The organism is Larkinella sp. VNQ87 (assembly GCF_049445795.1).
GTDB lineage: Bacteria > Bacteroidota > Bacteroidia > Cytophagales > Spirosomataceae > Larkinella.
This window is the reverse complement of record NZ_JBMSDT010000022.1, coordinates 1-20,976: the sequence shown is the minus strand read 5'-3', so window position 1 is coordinate 20,976 and position 20,976 is coordinate 1. Positions and strand designations below refer to the sequence as shown.

At 52.5% G+C, this 20,976-nt stretch carries 16 protein-coding genes and 1 tRNA gene; 10 read left to right on the top strand and 7 right to left on the bottom strand.

Annotation, left to right across the window (positions count from 1 at the left end; all coding sequences use genetic code 11):
- Positions 1-25 precede the first annotated feature (25 nt).
- The 4 genes from ACO2Q8_RS27705 (at position 26) to ACO2Q8_RS27690 (ending at position 5,333) form a co-directional block, all read left to right on the top strand.
- A complete protein-coding gene (locus ACO2Q8_RS27705) occupies positions 26-799 on the top strand; it encodes a rhomboid family intramembrane serine protease (RefSeq protein WP_423348192.1) in 774 nt (257 codons plus the stop codon).
- 3 nt (positions 800-802) lie between these two features.
- Positions 803-1,723 carry a rhomboid family intramembrane serine protease gene (locus ACO2Q8_RS27700; protein WP_423348151.1) on the top strand — a complete coding sequence of 307 codons (921 nt, stop codon included), beginning with the start codon at positions 803-805 and terminating at the stop codon, positions 1,721-1,723.
- A 283-nt stretch (positions 1,724-2,006) separates the two neighbouring features.
- Positions 2,007-3,941: a 1-deoxy-D-xylulose-5-phosphate synthase gene (dxs, locus tag ACO2Q8_RS27695; protein ID WP_423348150.1), complete on the top strand. Its 1,935-nt coding sequence runs from the start codon at positions 2,007-2,009 to the stop codon at positions 3,939-3,941.
- 123 nt (positions 3,942-4,064) lie between these two features.
- The gene (locus tag ACO2Q8_RS27690; RefSeq protein WP_423348149.1) at positions 4,065-5,333 is read left to right on the top strand and encodes an aspartate kinase; all 1,269 of its coding nucleotides are present in this window, start codon (positions 4,065-4,067) and stop codon (positions 5,331-5,333) included.
- 90 nt (positions 5,334-5,423) lie between these two features.
- Here the strand turns inward: ACO2Q8_RS27690 and ACO2Q8_RS27685 are convergent, their stop codons facing one another.
- The gene (locus tag ACO2Q8_RS27685; RefSeq protein ID WP_423348148.1) at positions 5,424-6,458 is read right to left on the bottom strand and encodes a PorP/SprF family type IX secretion system membrane protein; all 1,035 of its coding nucleotides are present in this window, start codon (positions 6,456-6,458) and stop codon (positions 5,424-5,426) included.
- 269 nt (positions 6,459-6,727) lie between these two features.
- On the opposite strand from ACO2Q8_RS27685, the gene ACO2Q8_RS27680 reads away from it, so the two are divergent.
- The gene (locus ACO2Q8_RS27680) at positions 6,728-10,801 is read left to right on the top strand and encodes a PKD domain-containing protein (RefSeq protein WP_423348147.1); all 4,074 of its coding nucleotides are present in this window, start codon (positions 6,728-6,730) and stop codon (positions 10,799-10,801) included.
- 112 nt (positions 10,802-10,913) lie between these two features.
- Complete coding sequence (gene ruvB, locus ACO2Q8_RS27675) at positions 10,914-11,942, top strand: Holliday junction branch migration DNA helicase RuvB (protein ID WP_423348146.1); 1,029 nt, start codon at positions 10,914-10,916, stop codon at positions 11,940-11,942.
- A gap of 36 nt (positions 11,943-11,978) precedes the next feature.
- Here the strand turns inward: ruvB and ACO2Q8_RS27670 are convergent, their stop codons facing one another.
- The 4 genes from ACO2Q8_RS27670 to era all read right to left on the bottom strand — a co-directional run bounded on the left by ACO2Q8_RS27670 (position 11,979) and on the right by era (position 15,703).
- A complete protein-coding gene (locus ACO2Q8_RS27670) occupies positions 11,979-12,287 on the bottom strand; it encodes an ArsR/SmtB family transcription factor (protein WP_423348145.1) in 309 nt (102 codons plus the stop codon).
- A gap of 168 nt (positions 12,288-12,455) precedes the next feature.
- Positions 12,456-13,376, bottom strand: a complete 921-nt coding sequence (locus tag ACO2Q8_RS27665) for a DMT family transporter (protein ID WP_423348144.1) — start codon at positions 13,374-13,376, stop codon at positions 12,456-12,458.
- Positions 13,376-14,683 (bottom strand): ribosome biogenesis GTPase Der, encoded by a 1,308-nt coding sequence (gene der / locus ACO2Q8_RS27660; RefSeq protein WP_423348143.1) that lies wholly within the window; start codon positions 14,681-14,683, stop codon positions 13,376-13,378. The genes ACO2Q8_RS27665 and der overlap by 1 nt, the downstream gene beginning before the upstream one ends.
- 102 nt (positions 14,684-14,785) lie before the next feature.
- Positions 14,786-15,703: a GTPase Era gene (gene era / locus ACO2Q8_RS27655; protein WP_423348142.1), complete on the bottom strand. Its 918-nt coding sequence runs from the start codon at positions 15,701-15,703 to the stop codon at positions 14,786-14,788.
- 128 nt (positions 15,704-15,831) lie between these two features.
- Between era and ACO2Q8_RS27650 the strand changes: the two genes are divergently transcribed.
- The 3 genes from ACO2Q8_RS27650 (at position 15,832) to ACO2Q8_RS27640 (ending at position 18,629) form a co-directional block, all read left to right on the top strand.
- Positions 15,832-15,904: transfer RNA gene (locus ACO2Q8_RS27650), tRNA-Met, on the top strand.
- 799 nt (positions 15,905-16,703) lie between these two features.
- Positions 16,704-18,008 carry a hypothetical protein gene (locus ACO2Q8_RS27645; protein ID WP_423348141.1) on the top strand — a complete coding sequence of 435 codons (1,305 nt, stop codon included), beginning with the start codon at positions 16,704-16,706 and terminating at the stop codon, positions 18,006-18,008.
- Between the two features lie 48 nt (positions 18,009-18,056).
- Positions 18,057-18,629, top strand: a complete 573-nt coding sequence (locus ACO2Q8_RS27640; protein ID WP_423348140.1) for a hypothetical protein — start codon at positions 18,057-18,059, stop codon at positions 18,627-18,629.
- Here the strand turns inward: ACO2Q8_RS27640 and ACO2Q8_RS27635 are convergent.
- Both ACO2Q8_RS27635 and ACO2Q8_RS27630 read right to left on the bottom strand, forming a co-directional pair.
- Positions 18,606-19,058 (bottom strand): DinB family protein, encoded by a 453-nt coding sequence (locus ACO2Q8_RS27635; protein ID WP_423348139.1) that lies wholly within the window; start codon positions 19,056-19,058, stop codon positions 18,606-18,608. The two genes, ACO2Q8_RS27640 and ACO2Q8_RS27635, sit on opposite strands and share 24 nt — an antisense overlap.
- Positions 19,059-19,063: 5 nt before the next feature.
- Entirely contained in the window at positions 19,064-20,392 is a 1,329-nt protein-coding gene (locus tag ACO2Q8_RS27630) for an APC family permease (protein WP_423348138.1), read from the bottom strand.
- Positions 20,393-20,455: 63 nt separating this feature from the next.
- Between ACO2Q8_RS27630 and crcB the strand changes: the two genes are divergently transcribed.
- On the top strand, positions 20,456-20,830 hold the full coding sequence (gene crcB, locus ACO2Q8_RS27625; RefSeq protein ID WP_423348137.1) for a fluoride efflux transporter CrcB: 375 nt from the start codon (positions 20,456-20,458) through the stop codon (positions 20,828-20,830).
- The last annotated feature ends 146 nt before the right edge of the window (positions 20,831-20,976 follow it).

Here is a 20,976-nt window from a genome sequence, read left to right as displayed (position 1 = left end):
TGCAAGAAAACGTTACGAATTTATGATGCTTACGCCGGTTGTCAGGACCCTCCTGCTAGTCAATATTGGTTTGTACCTTGTCGGATTGTCGGGAATTGACCTTATCCGCACATTTGGATTATATTCATTTCTTTCACCGGCCTTTGCTCCTCATCAGTTGGTCTCGCACATGTTTTTACACGCGGGATTCGGGCATATTTTTAGTAACATGCTTGGGTTATTTTTCTTTGGCCCGATGCTTGAACAGGTGTGGGGAAGTAAGCGATTTCTAATTTTTTACTTTTTTACCGGAATTGGAGCCGGTTTATTATTTTCGGGTGTAAACTATTTTGAAGCCAGTCAGTTACGAGATCAGGTAGTTGCGTTTCAAAGTAGCCCTTCGCCGGAGTCGCTGGAAATATTTATGTCGGATCGGGGTTTGCTGAGCCAGGTCGACAATTTTCTGAGTGTTTACGAAGAAAACCCGAAAGATCCTTCGTATATCCGAACAGCGGTACAACTGGTAAGTGGTTATTACCAGCAACAGATCAGTATACCAATGGTCGGTGCTTCGGGGGCAATCTTTGGAATATTGATGGCATTTGGATTATTATTCCCAAATACCGAACTTTTCCTGTTATTTCCACCGATTCCCATCAAAGCCAAGTATTTGGTGGCGTTTTATGGTGCGTATGAATTGTATTCAGGTGTCTATCGGGCCCAGTCCGACAACGTCGCGCACTTTGCGCACATTGGCGGGATGCTCTTTGCTTTTATTTTGGTCAAATATTGGGGGAAGCAACGAAATAAATTTTATTGAGTAATGAGTGGACTGTTAGACGACTTCCGAAGCGAATTCAACAAGCCCAACAACACGTTGGTGCAGTTGATTCTGATTAATACGATTGTCTTCCTGCTGCTGCTGATTCTGAAAGTGGTTCTGACAGTAGCCGAGATGTCGGGTGTTTATGGGTTAATTGTCAGTCAACTGCAGTTGCCTGCTTCATTGGGTGCTTTCATTACGAAGCCGTGGACCATGATCACCTACTTCTTTACCCACGAAGATGTGTTTCACATTCTGTTCAACATGCTCTTCCTGTACTGGTTCGGGCGGCTCGTGGACGAATACCTGGGCAATCGGCGGCTGGTGGCCTTGTACATGCTCGGCGGATTGGCGGGCGGTCTGGCCTATATGGCAATTTACAATCTGTTCCCGTATTTTCACGGGCAGGTCGGCTCTTCCCGAATGCTGGGCGCTTCGGCAGCCGCTTTTTCCGTAGCAGTTGGGGCATCTACGCTGTTGCCCAATTATACCTTTCATCTTCTTTTCTTTGGTCCGGTCCGGATCAAATACATTGCTTTTTTCTACATCGTTTTGTCCCTGGCCCGGTCAATTGGTCCGAATGCCGGGGGCGAATTGTCGCACCTGGGGGGAGCTTTGGTCGGTTTTCTGTTTGTAAAGATGCTCCAGAATGGCACGGACCTCGGACAACCGATTTATTGGGTCATGGACGGCTGGCAGAGCCTGTTCCGTAAAAAACCGCCGGTGAAAGTCTCGTACCGGCAACGCAGTAGCGCCAGCATGAGCGCCGGATCGTATGCGGCTACGTCTTCCTCCTCGGCCGTAGCGATGCCGGATCAGGACGAAATTGATGCTATTCTGGATAAGATCTCGCGTTCGGGGTACGAAAGCCTGACCCGGGAAGAAAAACAGAAATTGTTTCGGGCCAGCCAGCGGGGTTGAATCTGTTAAATTGTATTTTTTTTGCGGCAGTGCTTTGCCAAAAGAAACTGCGAAAAAAATAATAGAGAGATTATTACTAAAAAAAGCACGCTGGAAACCCGGTTCGGCGTGTTTTTTGCCTATTAGGAGAAGGATAATGCGTGCCGTAGAATTGGGGTGAGCAATAGGCAGTTGCTATTTTTTTTGTACTTTTGCGCGTCAAATCTCCCATGAACAAAACCGGTAAAACAGTTTGTTCGTACAGGCAGTTTATGGGAAATATATTTAGACCATCCGACTCACTATGTTGATCACGCCCGGCAAATTACTCGCCAAGATTAACACCCCGGACGACCTCCGAAATCTGGATCAAACCGCACTTCCACAAGTTTGCGCCGAACTCCGGCAATTCATTATTGACAACGTTTCGGTGTACGGAGGCCATTTTGGCGCGAGTCTGGGCGTTGTTGAGCTGACGGTGGCGCTGCACTATATTTTTAACACCCCGGATGATCAACTGGTCTGGGATGTGGGCCACCAGGCCTATGGTCACAAAATCCTGACCGGACGGCGCGATAATTTCCATACCAACCGGTTTTACAAAGGACTGTCGGGTTTTCCGAAGCGGAAGGAAAGCCCGTACGATTCGTTTGGTGTGGGCCATTCGTCGACCTCCATTTCGGCGGCCCTGGGAATGGCCGTGGCCTCTCAACTGCAAAACAATCCGAAACGACACCATATTGCCGTCATCGGCGATGGCGCGATGACGGCTGGGCTGGCTTTTGAAGGCATGAATCATGCCGGTTCTACCGAAGCCGACCTGCTCATTATTCTGAATGACAATTGCATGTCGATCGACCCCAACGTAGGGGCGTTGCGCGAATACCTGACCGATATTACCACTTCGCCGACCTACAACAAGGTCAAAGACGAGGTTTGGAACCTGTTGGGCAAAATGAGCAACTTCGGCAAAAGTGCCCAGGAGATTGTTTCAAAGCTGGAAACCGGTTTGAAAGCGTCACTGCTGAAGCAAAGCAATCTGTTCGAGTCGCTGCACCTACGCTATTTCGGTCCCATCGACGGCCACGATATCGATCATCTGGTCAGCGTCATGAATGACCTCAAGGATATTCCGGGGCCAAAGCTGCTCCACGTCCTGACGGTGAAGGGCAAAGGCTACGGCCCGGCAGAAAAAGACCAGACCAAGTGGCACGCGCCCGGTTTGTTCGACAAGGTGACCGGTGAAATCAAGAAAAAAGTCTACGACACGCCCCAGCCACCCAAATACCAGGATGTGTTCGGGCATACGCTGGTGGAACTGGCCGGGGAAAATGAGAAAATTGTGGGTGTAACGCCCGCCATGCCTTCCGGTTCGTCGATGAATATCATGATGAAGGCCATGCCGGACCGGGCGTTCGACGTGGGCATTGCTGAACAACACGCTGTCACGTTCTCCGCCGGCATGGCGACGCAGGGTCAGGTGGTGTTCTGTAACATCTACTCGACGTTCATGCAGCGGGCTTACGATCAGGTGATTCATGACGTTTGTATTCAGGAATTGCCGGTTGTTTTCTGCCTCGACCGGGCCGGTTTTGCCGGAGCCGACGGACCGACGCACCATGGAGCCTATGATCTGGCCTTTATGCGCTGCGTTCCGAATATGATTGTGGCAAGCCCCATGAATGAGCAGGAGCTTCGTAACCTCATGTTTACGGCTCAGTCAGATACGGTTCAGAACGGAAAGCAGGCGTTTACGATCCGGTATCCGCGCGGTGAAGGCGTCATGCCGAACTGGAAGACTCCGCTCGAAGAAATCGAAATCGGCAAAGGCCGCAAAATCCGGGATGGAAAGGAAGTTGCCATTCTGACCATCGGTCATATCGGGAATTATGCCGTGACGGCCTGCGAATTGCTCGAAAAAGAGACGATTCAACCGGCGCATTACGACATGCGTTTCGTGAAGCCGCTCGATGAAGCCATGCTGCACGAAATCTTCCGGCGCTACGACAAAGTGCTGACGGTGGAAGACGGTTGTCTGATGGGCGGTTTTGGCAGCGCGGTGCTCGAATTCATGACTGACCACGGTTACCTGGCCCGCGTGAAGCGTCTGGGTATTCCGGATGCCATCATTGAGCATGGCGAACAGATTGATCTGCACCGGGAATGCGGTTTTGACCCGCAGGGGATTGCCGATGCCGTTCGCGAACTGATCTATACGGAACGAACCGTAACAGCGTAAGAATTTAGAACAGAAGGCGCGGTCGGGTTGTCGGTGGCTGGGTGAGCAACAAGCGTAAAACCGCTTCGCTTCCCGGAACCACCAGCAAACCGACCGCGCTGTTGTTCAGTAGAAAAGTATCCAATGCACGTATTTAAATTCGGTGGAGCCTCCGTAAAAAGTGCTCAGGGTGTTCGTAATGTGGCCGGTATTATTCAGGCTCACAGTCCCCGTCAATTGCTGGTTGTCATTTCGGCCATGGGCGAGACAACGAATGCGCTGGAACAGTTGACCTGGGCGTATCTGCGTCGGCAGGGCGACAAAAGCCAGCTTTGGGAGCAGATTCGGGCCTATCATGAGCAAATTATGTATGAACTAACCGGTTCGGATCAGGAACCGTTCCGGCCGGTTTATGATTTGCTGGCCGACATTGAAGCGGTTTTGAACGAAGAGCCCGATGCATCCAGCCTGCCCGATCAGGTATACGACCGGTTGGTTTCGTATGGCGAACTCCTGTCGACCCGCATCGTGAATGCCTACCTGAACCATACCGGACTGGATTCGTATTGGGTAGACGCCCGGCGGCTGGTTCGAACCGACGATACGTACCGGGAAGGGAAAGTAGATTGGGAACAAACCTGCGAATACATTACTGACTCGCTGGCGGAGTTGCTGGAAAACAGCGTGGTCATCACCCAGGGCTTTATCGGCAGTACGGAAGAAGGGCACACGACGACGCTGGGCCGGGACGGTTCGGATTACACGGCGGCTATTTTTGCCCACTGCCTTCAGGCGGAGGGAGTTACCATCTGGAAAGATGTTCCGGGTGTATTGAATGCCGATCCGAAGTGGTTTGACGAAACCGTCAAGATCGACCAGCTAACCTATCAGGATGCCATCGAACTGGCTTATTACGGCGCGACGGTGATTCATCCGAAGACCATCAAACCGCTGCAAAACCGTACCATTCCGTTGTACGTCCGGTCGTTTCTGCATCCGCAGGAACCGGGAACGGTGATTGGTCAGTTTGAAAAACACCTGCCGATTCCGTCGTTCATCTTCAAGATGAAACAGACCCTGATTTCGCTCCACCCCAAAGACTTTTCGTTTATTGCGGAAGAAAATCTGAGCAGAATTTTCGGGCATTTCGCCGAATATGGCGTCAAGATCAACCTGATGCAAAATACCGCCATCAGCTTCTCGGTCGTGGTGGATACGCAATCGGAGCGGCTGGCAAAGCTGATGCCTTTGTTGCGGGAGGAATTTAAAATCACCTACAATGCAGACCTGGAACTGATTACTATCCGCCATTACGACGAGAAAACCATCGACCGGGTATTGGTCAATAAAAAGCTGCTGGTTGAGCAGAAAAGCCGGTATACGGTGCAACTCGTTGTGAAAGACTTAGGTTAGTTAGTACCCACGGACTTTAGTCCGTGTGAGTTAGTATCAACATCCAGAGTGGTTAAGCTCCCAAAACACGGACTGAAGTCCGTGGATACGTCAGAATTTCGGGCAGGAGAGTTGCTTGCGGGCTTTGCGGTTTTTGGGTTTGCCGGGAGGCCAGTTTTCAAACGTATACGACAAGGAGATTTCGTGAGCCCCTCCGCTGCCGGGTCCGAGTGAGGAAATCGTTGCATCATAACTGTATCCAATGGAGAACGCATCCTGCCGAAAACCGACCAGCGCCACGAGCGACTCGCGGTTGGTAATGTTCGGAGCGTATTTCTTCAACGGTAGCCCGCGGTACCAAAGTCCCACGACCATCGGTGAATACGTCATGTAAACGCCCAGGTCCAGTTGATCGTATTTGCCCTGAAACCGGTAGTTGACAGCCGGAGAAATCGTTTTTTCGCGGTCCCATTCGTCGCCCAGGCCCGTAAAACCGGCAAAGGGAATTCGTAATCCGGCGTGTACACTTCCCTTCAGGGGAAGACGGCTTTCGTCGCTCAGGACAAATACGCCCTGATTGGGGCGGCTGAGATGGTGGGCTGCGACACCAATCCAGTACCAGTCGGAATACAACAAACCGCCCGTCGAGAAATCCAGGTAAGAGAGCCTGGGAGAGCCTTGGGAAACTACCGGGTCCGTCGTTGGGTTGCCGGTAAAACCGCCATTGGTGTATTGATCGCCAAACGTCAGGCCAAACCAGTTGAGGGAGCGGTTTACATACGACGCCTGCACACCCAACCGAACAAAAGCCTGTTCGGCAACCTGAATCTGGTACGCGTATTGCAGGCCAATATCGGTAGAACGAATACGCCCCTGGCCTTGATTATCACTTTGAAGCATCAAACCCACGCCACTGTTGTAGCGATCGAAGTAATGATCGACGCTCACCATCGACGTGACGTAATTGGTCACGGCGGGCCACTGGTTACGATAATTGACCATCACCCGGGGCGCCAGGGCCGAACCGGCAAAAGCCGGGTTCAAATACAGGGGAGCCGCGTAAAATTGCGAAAATTGCGGGTCCTGTGCCCAAACCGTGATGACGTTCAGCAAGCCGAGGAAGAGAAAAAAGTAACGCTTCAACATAACTGTATCTTTCAGTGCAAACAACCTGCCAAATTTGTTCCGGCCAAACACTAAAGCATAAACGATTTTTTGACGTAAAATTGCATTGACCGGGTTGTATAAAGATAGCAGCCAACAATGATCGCCTGAAACGTTACCGATAAAATTTTTACCGCAACCTATTCGTTTATGTAACGGATTGCCCGGCTATTAGTTTATACAGTATGCAACGAAAAGCATGTCGGCAACGTACTCGGTTTTATTAGCAGCAAATGACAACCTATACAGGTATGGTACGACGGTTGGGGTGGATGCTTCTGTGTTGGGGGCTCTTTGCCGGCATGGCCCACGCGCAGTCGGGTATCAAGATTAGTGGAAAGCGATGTGTGCCCGATCCATCCTGCGAGAACGCAACGGCTCTTACGTTTGAAGATTCGGTCCCAAATGTGCGATCGCGTGTCTGGGATTTTGGCGATCAATTCAGTAACCAGGATACGTCCACGGCAACAAAACCCCAATATACCTACACAAATCCCGGTACTTATACAGTTTCACTTACCCGGACCTTACAAGACGGAACGACGCAAACGGCCACGGAATCGGTTACGATTGGTACACCGCCCGATCAGTTTCAGAACTGGCGGACGGATACAATGCTCTGTAACGGCCAGAAAATCACGCTCGATCCGTACCCGAACGGGGCTCCTCCGGGCGTCAGTTATCTTTGGTATCCGAAAGGTGACACGACCCAAACCATTCAGGTCGATAGCGCCGGGTGTTATTCCGTCGAAGTATGGTTCGGTACCCAGGCCGACAAGCAGAATGCCTGTTCGGTCGAAAACCGCATCAATGTGCAGGTCTGCGGGCAGAGGCCGCAGCAGCAGGGTGCTAAATGGTATTTCGGAAACAATGCCGGGCTCGACTTCTCGGGCGGTAGCCCAACGGCCCTTGACGATGGCAAGCTGAATACCATCGAAGGCTCATCGTCCATCTCCAATACTAAAGGGGAGTTGCTGTTCTACACCGAAGGCATTACCATTTACGACAAGAACGGGAACCCGATGAAACCGCTCAACCCGGCCGATACAGCCCAGTTGCAGGGAAGTCAGAACTCGACCCAGTCGGCCTTGATTGTCCCCCAACCAACCTGTCGTGGTTGTGAATACCTCTACCGGGTGTATACCACCTCTGAAATCAATGGGCAACAAATCCTGAGCGTCAGTGTTGTCGATATGCGCTATAACCAGGGAACCGGGGCTATCGTGGAGAAAAATACCCTGGTCGATACAACGACGACCGAGCGGCTGGCGTCGGTTCGGAACGACCGTGATACAACGTATTGGGTGATTTCGCACGATTATGGCAACAACAAGTTTCAGGTTTACCACGTCACGAAAGCCGGGGTAGAAGGGCCGGAGGAATATGCGCTCGGGATGCCCCACGATACGACTACCGAAGGCGAAGGATACATGAAAATCGGCCCGGCTGATACCACCGGCAACGGAAACCGCCCGCTCGCCGTGGTCGTCCCCGGTCCGCCGACCAACTACGTCGAACTTTTTACCTTTAACGACTCTACGGGCGTAATGACAGCCGGACCACGCATCGACGTCGGCCCGGCCCCGCCCAAGGCCTACGGGGTCGAGTTTTCGCCGGATGGATCGAAACTTTATGTCACCTTGCAGGGTGACTCGGCCCATGCGTCCCAGATTTTAATTTACGACATCAGCAACCCTGACCCAGCCGCCATCGAAGCCTCCAAGACGGTTTTGGATAGTACGCAAGGGAAAGAATACGGAGCCTTACAGATCGGCTCAGACGGGCGAATTTATGTCGCCATTAAAGACTCGCCGACGTTGGGCGTGATCGAAAATCCGAACGACGAACTGCTAGCTCCGGCGACCTTCGATCCGAATGGGGTCGATCTGGGCGGAAATACCAGCCAATTAGGCTTGCCGAACATGGTAACCAATTTCAATGAGCCGTCGAGTTCTCCCGGTTTTTCCTATGCCGACACCTGCGCCGGTTCGCCAACCCAGTTTACGGCCACGCCCATGTGTCCGCCGTTGAAGGATAATTACACCTGGAACTGGGGCGACAGCAGTGCCCCGTTCAGCACGACGGCCACTCAAGCCACGCATACCTACAACGAACCCGGCACCTATTCCGTCAGTTTGCGGATTGTGACGCTGCGCTCGGATGGGAGTGTTTGTAAAGACACGGTGATTACTCAGGATGTAACCATTGTTCGAACGCCGGATCCGATTGAATTAGGGCCGGATGTAAGCGAATGTAAGAATACGCACACCCTGGATGCCAAAGTGGAGGCCAGCACCTACATCTGGCTCCGAAATGGCCAGGTACTTCGAGGGTTTAACGAACGAACGTTGACCGTAACGACCCCGGGTAGGCCGGGGTACAACGGCATTACCCCAGGACGGTTCATCGTGATTGCGGCCAATGGCGGCTGTTTTCAGAGCGACACCATCAACGTGACGCTGCGCACCCCGCCGAATTTTACGCTGGGGCCCGATACGACGGTTTGTTTGAACGGCTCGATTACGTTGACCGCGCGCGGCAATGCCTGGACCAGCTTCCAGTGGAGCAACGGTTCAACCGAACGAACGACGACGGTTGCGCAGGCCGGTACCTATTCGGTGATTGTCCGGGATGCCAACGGTTGTGAAAATACCGATACCATTGCCGTGGTTGCCTTGCCAAAACCGGCCGTGACAGCTTTCATGACGCCCCCCTCCGGCTGTACAACCACCGATGGCAGCATTCGGCTCAGCGTGGGTTCGGCAACGGTGCAACGGTACGAATGGAGCCAGGGTGGACAGCCCATCGGCGATACGACGGCTCTGTTGCAGGGAATTCGGGATGGTGAGTACACGGTGCGCATCATCAGCAGCAATGCTTGTACGGTAGATACCACCCTGACGCTGCGATCCAACAACAGTATTGAGATACAAGCTCAACCACAAACTGCCTTGTGTACGGTTCCGCTGAGTGGTTCCATCCGACTAAACATTGTGCGCGGGCGACCGACGGAATTCATCTGGCGCGATGCCAGCGGAGCTGTGGTCGGGAACGGCTCCGGACTCACTGGCGTCAACGGTGGGGTGTATAGCGTCGAAGCACGGGATGCGGGCGGTTGTCTGGATACCTTGAACAATGTGCGGATACCGGTCGATACCACCGGTTTTGTATCGCTTGGGCCAGACCGGGGCAAATGCATCGGCGATACGATTCAACTTTCGGCGCTGGTGCAAACGCCCGGCGATATTTACCAGTGGAATACCGGACAAACTACGCCTTCGATTATCGTAGAAACGGCAGGGCCATACCGGCTGACGGTTCGGAATCCGCTGACCGGTTGCCAGGGCTCGGATGAAGTAGTGCTGAGTTTTAACCCCCCACCGGCGGTCGAAGCAGGACCTCCGCTCGAAGTGTGCGCCAACTCCCCCGTAGTCACGCTGACGGGTGCTACTCCGCTGGGTGGTTTCTGGACAGGTAGGGGTGTTGATAGCACGGGCCGTTTTACGCCAGCAGATAGCCTGGCAGGTATAAACCCCATTGCGTTGACGTATTCGGCTTCACAGGGCGGCTGCGTGGCTTCCGACCGGAAAATTGTGTTCGTTCAGGTGCCGCCGACGGTGAGTCTGGGCCCCGATACGACCTTGTGCCCAACGCCGGGCTTCCGGCTGGAAGTAACGGCTACGGCGGGTGCAACCTATCAATGGTCGACGGGTGCCACGACTTCGTCCATTCAGCCGACCGTTTCGGGTACGTACTCCGTCGTGGCCAGATCCGGGGCCTGTACGGTCAATGACGAGGTTCGGTTGACCTTCCTGCCGTTACCCACTTTTAGTCTGACCCGTGAAGTGCCGCTCTGCGTGGGTGATAATGGCCGGGCAACACTGCAAGTGTCGGGAAGCACCAACCAGTCCTACTTATGGCTGCGCTCGGGTGATACGACGCCCCAAATTACGGTACTGGAAATTGGCCAGTATCCGGTGCGGGTAACCGGTGCCAACGGGTGTACAGTAATCGATACGGCCCTGGTGGTGGATAAGTGCGAACCGCGTGTATTGATACCGGATGCTTTCACGCCCAACGGTGATGGGAACAACGACCTGCTGGATGTGTTTACGGCCTATGTGACGGATTTTGAACTTCGCGTCTTCAACCGCTGGGGCGAGGTGATCTTTGTCTCGAACGATCCGGAACAAAAATGGGACGGAAAATACCGGGGCCAGGCCTACCCGTCGATGCTGTATCCGTATATAATCAATTACAAAAGCCTGTATTATCCAGATCGGCCAAAAACCGTAAAACGGGGTTCGATTCTGCTGATTCGATAGCGGAAATATGCCTGGAAATGTGTATATTTGAATGAAATCAGTGTTTGTGTAACCGATTGAAAATCAATACGGTTTTGCGTGAAAAACAACAAATACGTTCATTCAAAGAACCATGCGGAAAGATATTCTGAAAGGAACCGGCGAGGGCATGACCGCGACGGAAAAGGAGATCGAACGCGCCTTACGGCCGTTGTCGTTCGAGGACTTTACGGGCCAGGCAAAAGTCCTTGAAAACCTGCGGGTTTTCGTGCAGGCAGCAACCCAGCGCGGGGAGGCTCTCGATCACGTTCTGCTCCACGGCCCTCCGGGTTTGGGCAAAACCACCCTCTCGCACATCATCGCCAACGAGCTGAACGCCAGCATCAAAATGACCTCCGGGCCGGTGCTCGATAAGCCCAGTGATCTGGCCGGTTTACTGACCAATTTGCAGGAGAACGATGTGCTGTTCATCGACGAAATCCACCGGCTCAACCCGGTGGTGGAGGAGTATCTCTATTCGGCGATGGAGGATTACAAAATCGACATCATGCTGGATTCCGGCCCCAATGCCCGGACCGTCCAGATCAAACTGAATCCGTTTACGCTGATTGGAGCCACGACACGGGCCGGTCTGCTGACGTCGCCCCTGCGGGCCCGGTTCGGGATCAACGCCCGGCTGGAGTACTACGATGCGGCCTTGCTGACCTCGATTGTCAAGCGGTCGTCGGCGATTCTCGGAACGCCCATCGATGAAGAAGGCGCTTACGAAATTGCCCGCCGGAGTCGGGGAACCCCACGGATTGCCAACAACCTCCTGCGCCGGACCCGCGATTTTGCCCAGGTGAAAGGAAAGGGAATCATTACGGTCGAGATTGCCGAAATTGCCTTGCGGGCGCTTGATGTGGACCAGAACGGCCTGGATGAGATGGACAACCGGATTTTGACGACCATTATCGATAAATTCAAGGGTGGGCCGGTCGGTTTGTCGACGATTGCAACAGCTTGTGGTGACGAAGCCGAAACCATTGAAGAAGTGTACGAGCCATTTTTGATTCAGGAGGGTTATCTGAAGCGTACGTCACGCGGACGGGAAGCCACAGAGAAAGCGTATCGACATCTGGGAGTAGTTCCTGTGTATCGGGATGGGGAGTTGTTCTCATAAAAAATGAAAAAGGGAAGCTTTAGCTTCCCTTTTCTGTTACGCCAGCACTTTGCTGCGATAAATACAATCAATGATCTCAGCGATGGAATCGTCGACCAGGAAGTAGTAAATATTTTTGCCACTCCGGCGGATTTCCAGAATCCCCTTGTCCCGCATATTGATCAAATGATGGGAAATCAATGACTGTTCCGCGTTTAGGTTTTTATAGATGGTAGATACATTTAGTTCCTTTTGCTCATTTAACATTTGAATGATTTTAATGCGCAAAGGGTGAGCAACGGCCTTTAAGACATAGGCCGCCCGCTCGATTTTTTTTTCGTCGGTAGTCAATGTTTCCTTGTTCATGATTCACAGTGCATTTTAGGTTCGTAAAGTAACTGAAATTTAGTTATTTATAAATATTATGCAAAAAAATGTCAATGCTAAGATTGATATATTAAATTATTTAAATTAAACGGTAGCAATTTGTAGCACATAAGTATATTTTCTGGTTAAGAATGTGCAAAATTTTCTTTATTTACGACCTTTCCATCCAATCAAGAAGACGCCAAGCAAAACCAGGAACGTTCCCAAAAACTGAAATAACGAAATGGTTTCGTTCAAAAACGTCGTTGCCAGCCCAATGGTAAAGATAGGACCGATGCTGGCAACGATTGAGGTATTCCCCGATCCAATTCGTTTGATCCCCTCGGCCATAAAAAAGGTTGGAATTACGGTAACGACAATCGCCATTAGCAACGCCAGTCCATACACCGGAGCCGGAAACCGAAACAGATCCAGACCGTTCGCTACGGCGCAATGAACTACCGTAACGGCCGTTGCGGCTATCATAGCGTAACACGTGTAGCGTTGTGATCCCACTTTGGCAATCATGGTATCGCTGCCGACCAGATAAACCGCGTATACCAAACCGCTCAGAATGACCCAAACAGCCCCGAGAAATACGTCTTTATGCTGTCCGGCCTGAATGTTAGGTACAAAAGCGAGTAAAATACCGGCATACGTCAGCAACAGGGCCACGCCCTGTAACCGGCTGATCCGGCGACCAAATACTACCGTACCCAGCAAGAGGACAAAGGTTGGATAGACAAACAGTAGAATTCGTTCCAAACTGGCAGTGATATAAACCAGGCCCAGAAAATTAAAAAAACTGGCGATGTAATAGCCCGTGATTCCCAGCATAGCCAGTTTCAACCATTTTTGCAGGGATAATTGGGCCGGAGGAAGCTGATGCGATAAACGGATAGCAATAACAATATAAAACGGCAGGGCGAAGACCATCCGTAAGGTCAGCAGCGAAATTGAATCGACAGCATACTGGTAAGCCAATTTGATCAGCACACCTTTAAGGGCAAAACAAAACGCTGCCAGAAAAACCAGCAGCGCTCCGATCCAATACCGCACCCGGGAGGACGAGGTAGAACCTGTACTCATCATTTTTGTCTGAAAAATAAGGTAATCGGCGCTCCTTCAAAATCGAAGTGCTCACGGATTTTATTCTCCAGATACCGGCTATACGGTTCTTTGATATACTGCGGCAGGTTACAGAAAAACACAAACGTCGGCGAGGGCGTCGGCAACTGAACCATGTACTTGATCTTGATCTGCTTGCCTTTCGTCGCCGGGGGCGGATACGCGTTAATTTCCGGCTGCATGGCGTCGTTCAGCTTCGAAGTCGGGATGCGCATGGTTTTGTTCTCGAACACCTGCATGGCTTTTTCCATCACTTGAAAAATCCGCTGTTTCTCCAGGACTGATGCAAAAATGACCGGCAGGTAATCGATCGGGGCCATGCGTTGCACGATTTCCTTCTTCCACTGATCGGCGGTTTTGGAATCCTTCTCGATGGCATCCCATTTATTGACCATCAGCACGACGCCTTTCTTGGCCCGGACCGCCTGTCCGATAATATTCATGTCCTGCGCTTCCAGACCCCGGGTGGCATCCAGCATCACAATGACCACATCCGATTCCTCCAGCGCCTTCAGGGACCGCATCACTGAGTAAAACTCAATGTTGTCCTTCACCTTCGATTTACGCCGGATACCGGCTGTGTCGGTCAGAATAAAGTCTTTGCCGAACGCTTTGTACCGCGTATCGATGGCGTCGCGCGTCGTTCCAGCAATGTCGGTCACGATGCTGCGTTCTTCGCCGATCAGCACGTTCAGAAACGAGGATTTGCCCACGTTCGGACGGCCCAGAATGGCGATGCGCGGAATCCCGGCATTGGGGTCTTCGACGCCCGGCGAAGGGAAGTGTTTTACCACTTCATCGAGCAAATCGCCCGTGCCGGTACCGGTCAGCGAGGAAATCGGGAACGGATCGCCCAACCCTAAGGCATAAAATTCGCCTACGGAATTCTGCCGCAAAACCGTCTCGGATTTATTCGCTACGACGATAACCGGTTTCTTCGACCGACGCAGCACATCGGCAAAATCCTTGTCCAGGTCCGTCAAGCCGCTCATAGCATCGACCATAAACAAAACAACCGAAGCTTCGTCGATGGCAATCTGAACCTGTTCCCGAATCGATTCTTCGAATACGTCATCCGAGCCGACCACATAACCGCCGGTATCGATCACCGTAAAATATTTCTCCGTCCAATCCGCGTAACCGTAATGGCGGTCGCGCGTGACCCCCGGCTGATTATCCATAATGGCCTGGCGCTGTTCTACCAGTTTGTTAAACAGCGTCGATTTACCCACGTTCGGGCGGCCTACAATTGCTACAATATTTGCCATAATCAAAAAAAGAGGAGAACAGGGCGGTCGTAAAAGCCGGTTTTCAGCAGGAACGGATAGCATTGTTCGCCATTCCTCGTTCAGCCGGTTTCCGGACCATCGCTATTCTTCGTACCCAAACCGTTTCAACGCGCGTTCCTTGGTGCGCCACTCCGGTTCAACTTTTACAAATTGCTCAAGGAACACCTTTTTTCCGAAGAAGCGTTCCAGCTCTTCGCGGGCCATAATGCCCGTTTTTTTAATCATTTTTCCGCCTTCACCGAGCAAAATCGCCCGTTGCGTCGCCCGCTCGACCAGAATTTCCGACTGAATCACAATGATGTCGTCCTTTTCTTTAAAACCGATGATAACTACCTCACAACTGTACGGAACCTCTTTCTTGTAATTCAGAAAGATTTTCTCGCGAATGATTTCCGACGCAAAGAAGCGTTCGGGCCGGTCGGTTAGCTCGTCTTTCGGGAAATAGGGCGGGTGTACGGGCAGGCGGTTTACGATCGCTTCAAACAGTGGGTCAATGTTCTGGGCGTTCAGGGCCGAAATCGGAAGGATGGTTTCGGCTTTGAAATTCGCCTGCCAGTACTGGATTTTTTCCTCGATTTGCTCGGGCGTGGCCAAGTCGATTTTGTTGATCAGCAACAAAACCGGCGTCTGCGTTTTCTGTAACCGCTCGATGACGTCGTTTTCGTCGTGCTTCTCGAAAATGTCGGTCACGAACAGAATCACGTCGGCGTCTTCCAGCGAACCGCGCACGAAGCTCATCATCGACTCGTGCAGGCGGTATTGCGGTTTGATAATGCCCGGCGTGTCGGAATAGACCAGTTGAAACTCCTGTCCGTTATGTACCCCGTTCAGGATGCCCATAATCCGGTGACGGGTGGTTTGGGCCTTCGAGGTGATAATGGAAAGCCGCTCACCCACCAACTGGTTCATCAGTGTCGACTTCCCAACGTTCGGTTTACCGACGATGCTGACATACCCGGCTTTGTGATCCGGCGCATAGGTTTCAATGGAGCTATTCATGGACTTGATAACCAGGGACTACAGAAAAAAACTCCCCTCCGGGCTGTTATTTTTAGCGGGAGGGGTAAAATTTTTCACAAAGGTAATTGTTTTTTATGAAAACCGTCGTACCTTTGCAGTCCAAACATCGCGGGATGGAGCAGTTGGTAGCTCGTTGGGCTCATAACCCAAAGGTCGCTGGTTCGAGTCCAGCTCCCGCTACCCAAGAGGACAGGTCATACGGAAGTATGGCCTTTTCGCTTTTTATAGGCCATTGAATGTCCGATTTAGCACGGGACATGAGAGCATCCGGATTGAATTGCAAAAATGCTTTCCACCAACCAACCGGTGCGACAACGCTTAGTCTGTACCCGTTAAAAATCGGCGATTGGCTCAAATCAAGGTAAACGGGATAAACTATTACACACTAGCATAACTTAATTCTACGCTTCCTAAATTACGCTTATTAAAAAGGCAAAGGTTTCGCGATAGAAGATTTGATTGTCAGGTCCCCTTTTTCCTGAAAGCGGTGAGCGTCATAATGGTTTTGGGATTTTCACTACCATCGTCGGTAACGATTTTATCCTGCTCAAAAAACCAAAAATCAACCACCAGGCGCGTCCTACCCATCCATTAAAATTCTGATTTACTATTTCATGACGCATTTTGAAAATGGTAAACGAACGGCTGTAACGCCAAAAAGGCCGCCTGGGGTTTGAAGTAGGTCAGTATTCCTTCTCCCGCCTATTCCTTCTAATCTGCCGGTTTAGTGTCGTATGGTACGAGACGAATGATGTTCCCCGTATTAATAGTTGCTTATCTGCTTTTCCTTGGCTGTGTGCGCCTGTAGGCAACACAACTCAAACTCAGTCCCCTACAGTTGATGCACCGCAACCCACAACCCAGTCTGATTCATCTTTTTAACGCGGAGCCAGGCGATCAACTTTGAGCCAGCAAAGGGATGAGCTTCACTTGCTGATGGCTTACCCTGCTGCCAACAACCAGATAACAACAATACGTCATGAACACATCCCGCTTTTTGCCTTTACTCCTTTTCGGCCTGTTGGCCTGTAGCAAATCCACGACGGAAATCACGCCCACCGACCCGACCACCCCACCGGTCCCCGCTGTGGGCACACCGACCGAAAGAGGACAACCCGCCGGTGCGCCTGTTACCAAAACCATTGGCCCCGCAGGTGGGACACTTGCAACCCCCGATGGCCGGTTTAAACTGGTTATACCCGCTGGGGCACTGTCGAACGAAACGCCCATTACGGCCCAGCCCGTCGAGAATAAAGTACACGGTGGCACGGGTCTGGCCTACGCGCTCAATGCATCCGTACCGGGCGGACGGCTGGCCGGTGAGCCGCCCCTGCTGACCGAAGCTCAACTAACCCTGACCTACACGCCTGACGACATCGATGGGTCGGCACCGGAAGCACTTGGCATTGCTTACCAAGACCAGAAAGGCGTGTGGCAGGGTAGGAAGAAGGTTCAGTTAGACAAAGCGAAGAAAACCGTCACCGTGCCGATCGACCGGCTAGCCCCATACGCCTTCTACGAACAGTTTACCCTCCGAAGCAACAAGAATGTCATGGCTCCCCTCGAACAGGCTGCGCTGACGGTTTATTACCAACTGGGCAGTGCCGACGACGATGACCTGCTCGCACCCCTGACTCCGCTGGAAGTCGTTTCGGCCAGTCGGTTGGTGCGCTGGACCATCAATGGCGTCACCGATGGCACAACCCAGGGCGATAACTACGCCAACGTAGGGCAAATCACCGAAGACCGTACGTGGGCCAAAGGTACCTATGACGCCCCGGGCCGTGAGCCGGACAGCAACCCCGTCGCCATTGGGGCCGAACTCGACCTAAAATCGTTTGGGCGGTTGACGGTTGTCAAGACCATTCGGATTGAGTCGGTGGCGATGCTAAGCGTGGGCGGAATCGTCGACTCCAATCCGAACGTAGCCCTTACGGTCATGGGAACCAAATTGATGGGAGCCATTATGTCGGCTTCGCCGACAGCACGCCCGATGGTTACATTCACGGTTGAAAACTTCAAGGGCAAAGGCACGTATGATTTTCCGCAGAAGGGTCCCAATATAACCGTTGCTTCAGTTCCGTCGGGAACGGGCTACGTGCAGGGTTACTGGGAATTTCCGGGTAACTTCTGGGTCTCCGGAAATATCACGTTGACCATTACCGAATATGGTGGCCCTGGCAAAGCGATGCGCGGTACGATAGCCGGTAGTTACTTCGATGACCGCAAAAATTCTATTGCCGTGTCGGCCCGCTTTCGGGGAGTGCCGAGCACGATTCCATAGGGACATCGAACCTGTTTAACCCTCTATCACCATTTGGCAGCTATCGTCATGAATTTGAAGTTTTTAACCATAATCGCCTTCCTGGGCGCTCCCTTTCTGGCCGTTGGCGTATACACCGAAGTTTATTTCCCTGCGTTGAGCAGTTCCTGGTGGACGGGTCTTTGGGGGCTGCTGTATTGTACGGGCTGGATGGGCAGTCTGGAGGCCCTGCGACGCTTGGAGTTAGCAGGCACCGATCGCTTTGGGACTGGCAATGTTTGGAGTATCCAGATCGGGTTAATCGTTGCTAACGCGTCAAACGTCTGGCAGTTAGTCGCCCCTTCTTATAAGCCGGACTTCTTCTGGATTCTCGACACAGCCTGGCCCCTGAGTAACCTTCTGATGCTTCCATTGGGCATTGCGGTGTTACGAGCCCATCGGTTAAGCGGCCTGCAACGCTGGGTGCCGTTGGCCGTGGGGCTCTGGCTTCCCCTATCGATGGCCTTACGCCAAACCGCTGTTGGGTTACACGTTTCCAACGGTTATTCCCTGATTGCCTGGTCGGTGCTGGCGCTGACCGTTCGCCAGGCAGGAAAAAACAAACGGAGATTCACGCGTTCAGAAAAGCTTGCGATCCAATAATCTGCGATGGTAATTGATCTGGCCGAGGTGATAGGTTAAATGGGTTGTCAGGTGGACGAGCAGGAACTCTGTAGTGGTGGGTTCGTCGAAGACCAGCATCGGGTATTCGTCCGGAAGTTGCTCTTCACTGATTTGATTCAGGGAAGTTTGAACAACGGCCATCGTCTCGTCAATTTTCCGGAGTAATTCGTCGCGCGGCACATCCCGGAGCGAGAATTCCAGTTCGCGGTGCCGAATGTACCCGGTTTTTCCCAAAACCGCTCCGATGTAGGTATTTAGGTTGCCGACCAAATGCAAACACAGGTTCCCGGTCGAATTGGCAATCTGTTGGTCGATGGCCCACAGGTTCGATTCGGTTTGATACAGCTCAATTTCGCGCCGTAACCGCCCGAGGTCACGGGCAAACAATGTTTTCAAGGTTTTCAGCATATCAGTTATTGATTCAACCGTTTGACCCACAAAAACAGCGGATAACTTAGTGCAATAAACCCGACAGCGTAGGCGCTGCTATACAAATCGCTGTAAATGACGCCGACCAGGAAGGCCAGCGACGCTAGGAGCATGAGCCAGGTCGTGAGCGGGTAACCCCAGGCCCGCACCGGGCGTGGCAAGTCGGGGGCGGTTTTGCGTAAGCGAATGAGCGATGCAAACGCGGCTGCGTAACAAAGCACGAAAAAGAACGAAGCCACGTCCGACAGCTTGCTGTAGGTACCGGTAATGATCATCAGAATGGACATACCAGCCGTCAGAAACATGGCCCGGGCCGGGGTGCCACCCGCGTTGACCTGCGTAAAATACTGCGAAAACAGCCCGTCGCGGCTGATGGCGAACAACACCCGGGGGTTGAACATGATCTGGGCGTTGATAATCCCCATGATCGAAATCATTAGCAAAAGTGTCACGACCTTGGCGCTGGCCGGTCCGAAAAGCACCTGAACGGCGTCGGCAGCCGGGAGTTTGGATTGGGCCAGTTGTTCGATGGGCAGAACGTGAAACAGGGCCAGGTTGACCAGCAGGTAAATTCCGATGATCAGCAGCACCCCGATCATCATCGAGCGCGGCAGGTTTTTGTTCGGATTGATATCTTCTTCCGTGAAATAAGCCGCCGTGTGCCAGCCATCGTAGGTGTAAAAAACCGACTGCAAAGCCGCCAGAATGCCCAGAAAAAGCGATCCTTCGATGGGAATCGTGTTATCGCCGGAAAACTTGAGCGGCTCGTCGGGCGTATAGGCAAAGCAGACAATCACAAAAGCCAGCAGACCAATGGCTTTGATGAAACTCATGACTTCCTGCGCGCGACTCGCCAGCCGGACACCAATCAGGTGAAAGGCTGTGAAGACCAGCAGGATACCAATCGCCATTAGCTTGATAAAATTCGATAAGGCCGGAACCAGCAGTGCAATGTATTCACCCATGACAGCCGCGCCGAAGGCCATCGCTGCAATGCTGCCCAGCCAGCTACTGATGCCGATCACAAACCCGACGTAATCACCGAACGCCCGGCGCGCAAACACGTACCAGGCCCCGGCTTTCGGAATCATCGTGCCCAGTTCAACCACCTGCAACGAACCGATCAGCGCGTAAACACCCACCAGCGCCCACACCAGCAACGCCAGCGAAGGCTGCCCCAGCTCCTGGGCGATGGTACCCGGTCGGCGAAGAATACCGGTGCCGATGGTGCCACCGATGGTGACGGCGACGCCAAAACCGACGCCCAAAAGACGCAGGAGTTGGGAAGAACGGTTGGGTTCGGGAGGTGTCATTCCACAATAATAGGCTTTTCCGCCAAAAACCGGCTATTTTTACAGCTTCATTTGGCAGAAATGATGACGAATCCGTTTTGGCTGGTTTTTCTTGGGGGCGGTTTGGGGAGCGTGGCCCGGTTTGCGGTGAGTCGCTACGTGCAGCCGCTGTTCAAAACCGCTTACCCGGCTTCGACGCTGCTGGTCAATGTGATCGCCAGCCTGGTTCTGGGCTTTCTGATGGGCTGGCTGACGGCCCGCGCCACCGAACGGGAAACGTATCGGCTGTTGATCGGGGTCGGTTTTTGTGGCGGGTTGAGCACCTTTTCGACCTTCAGTACGGAGACGTTGTTGTTACTGCAAACCGGGCGCTGGCTGGCCGCAGCGTCCAATGTGGTGCTGAACGTGGTGCTGTGTCTGCTGGCCTCGCTGGCGGGCCTGTACCTGGGGCGGGCCTAGATACTTTACCCCCAACCCCCTTTAGGGCAGGGGTGTTAAGTTCTGATGAGTTTGATGAGTTCTTTGACATTACTGCCAAATTTTAGTTGCCCCTCGGTAATCGAGTTGTGGCCTGCCTTGCGGTGCAGATTTAGCGCCATCGTGCT

What these genes read in the sequence shown, in the direction of transcription:
- ACO2Q8_RS27705 (WP_423348192.1), top strand. Translation starts at nt 26, where the DNA reads ATGCTTACGCCGGTTGTCAGGACCCTCCTGCTAGTCAATATTGGTTTG.
- ACO2Q8_RS27700 (WP_423348151.1), top strand. Translation starts at nt 803, where the DNA reads ATGAGTGGACTGTTAGACGACTTCCGAAGCGAATTCAACAAGCCCAAC.
- dxs (WP_423348150.1), top strand. Translation starts at nt 2,007, where the DNA reads ATGTTGATCACGCCCGGCAAATTACTCGCCAAGATTAACACCCCGGAC.
- ACO2Q8_RS27690 (WP_423348149.1), top strand. Translation starts at nt 4,065, where the DNA reads ATGCACGTATTTAAATTCGGTGGAGCCTCCGTAAAAAGTGCTCAGGGT.
- ACO2Q8_RS27685 (WP_423348148.1), bottom strand. Translation starts at nt 6,458, where the DNA reads ATGTTGAAGCGTTACTTTTTTCTCTTCCTCGGCTTGCTGAACGTCATC.
- ACO2Q8_RS27680 (WP_423348147.1), top strand. Translation starts at nt 6,728, where the DNA reads ATGGTACGACGGTTGGGGTGGATGCTTCTGTGTTGGGGGCTCTTTGCC.
- ruvB (WP_423348146.1), top strand. Translation starts at nt 10,914, where the DNA reads ATGCGGAAAGATATTCTGAAAGGAACCGGCGAGGGCATGACCGCGACG.
- ACO2Q8_RS27670 (WP_423348145.1), bottom strand. Translation starts at nt 12,287, where the DNA reads ATGAACAAGGAAACATTGACTACCGACGAAAAAAAAATCGAGCGGGCG.
- ACO2Q8_RS27665 (WP_423348144.1), bottom strand. Translation starts at nt 13,376, where the DNA reads ATGAGTACAGGTTCTACCTCGTCCTCCCGGGTGCGGTATTGGATCGGA.
- der (WP_423348143.1), bottom strand. Translation starts at nt 14,683, where the DNA reads ATGGCAAATATTGTAGCAATTGTAGGCCGCCCGAACGTGGGTAAATCG.
- era (WP_423348142.1), bottom strand. Translation starts at nt 15,703, where the DNA reads ATGAATAGCTCCATTGAAACCTATGCGCCGGATCACAAAGCCGGGTAT.
- ACO2Q8_RS27645 (WP_423348141.1), top strand. Translation starts at nt 16,704, where the DNA reads ATGAACACATCCCGCTTTTTGCCTTTACTCCTTTTCGGCCTGTTGGCC.
- ACO2Q8_RS27640 (WP_423348140.1), top strand. Translation starts at nt 18,057, where the DNA reads ATGAATTTGAAGTTTTTAACCATAATCGCCTTCCTGGGCGCTCCCTTT.
- ACO2Q8_RS27635 (WP_423348139.1), bottom strand. Translation starts at nt 19,058, where the DNA reads ATGCTGAAAACCTTGAAAACATTGTTTGCCCGTGACCTCGGGCGGTTA.
- ACO2Q8_RS27630 (WP_423348138.1), bottom strand. Translation starts at nt 20,392, where the DNA reads ATGACACCTCCCGAACCCAACCGTTCTTCCCAACTCCTGCGTCTTTTG.
- crcB (WP_423348137.1), top strand. Translation starts at nt 20,456, where the DNA reads ATGACGAATCCGTTTTGGCTGGTTTTTCTTGGGGGCGGTTTGGGGAGC.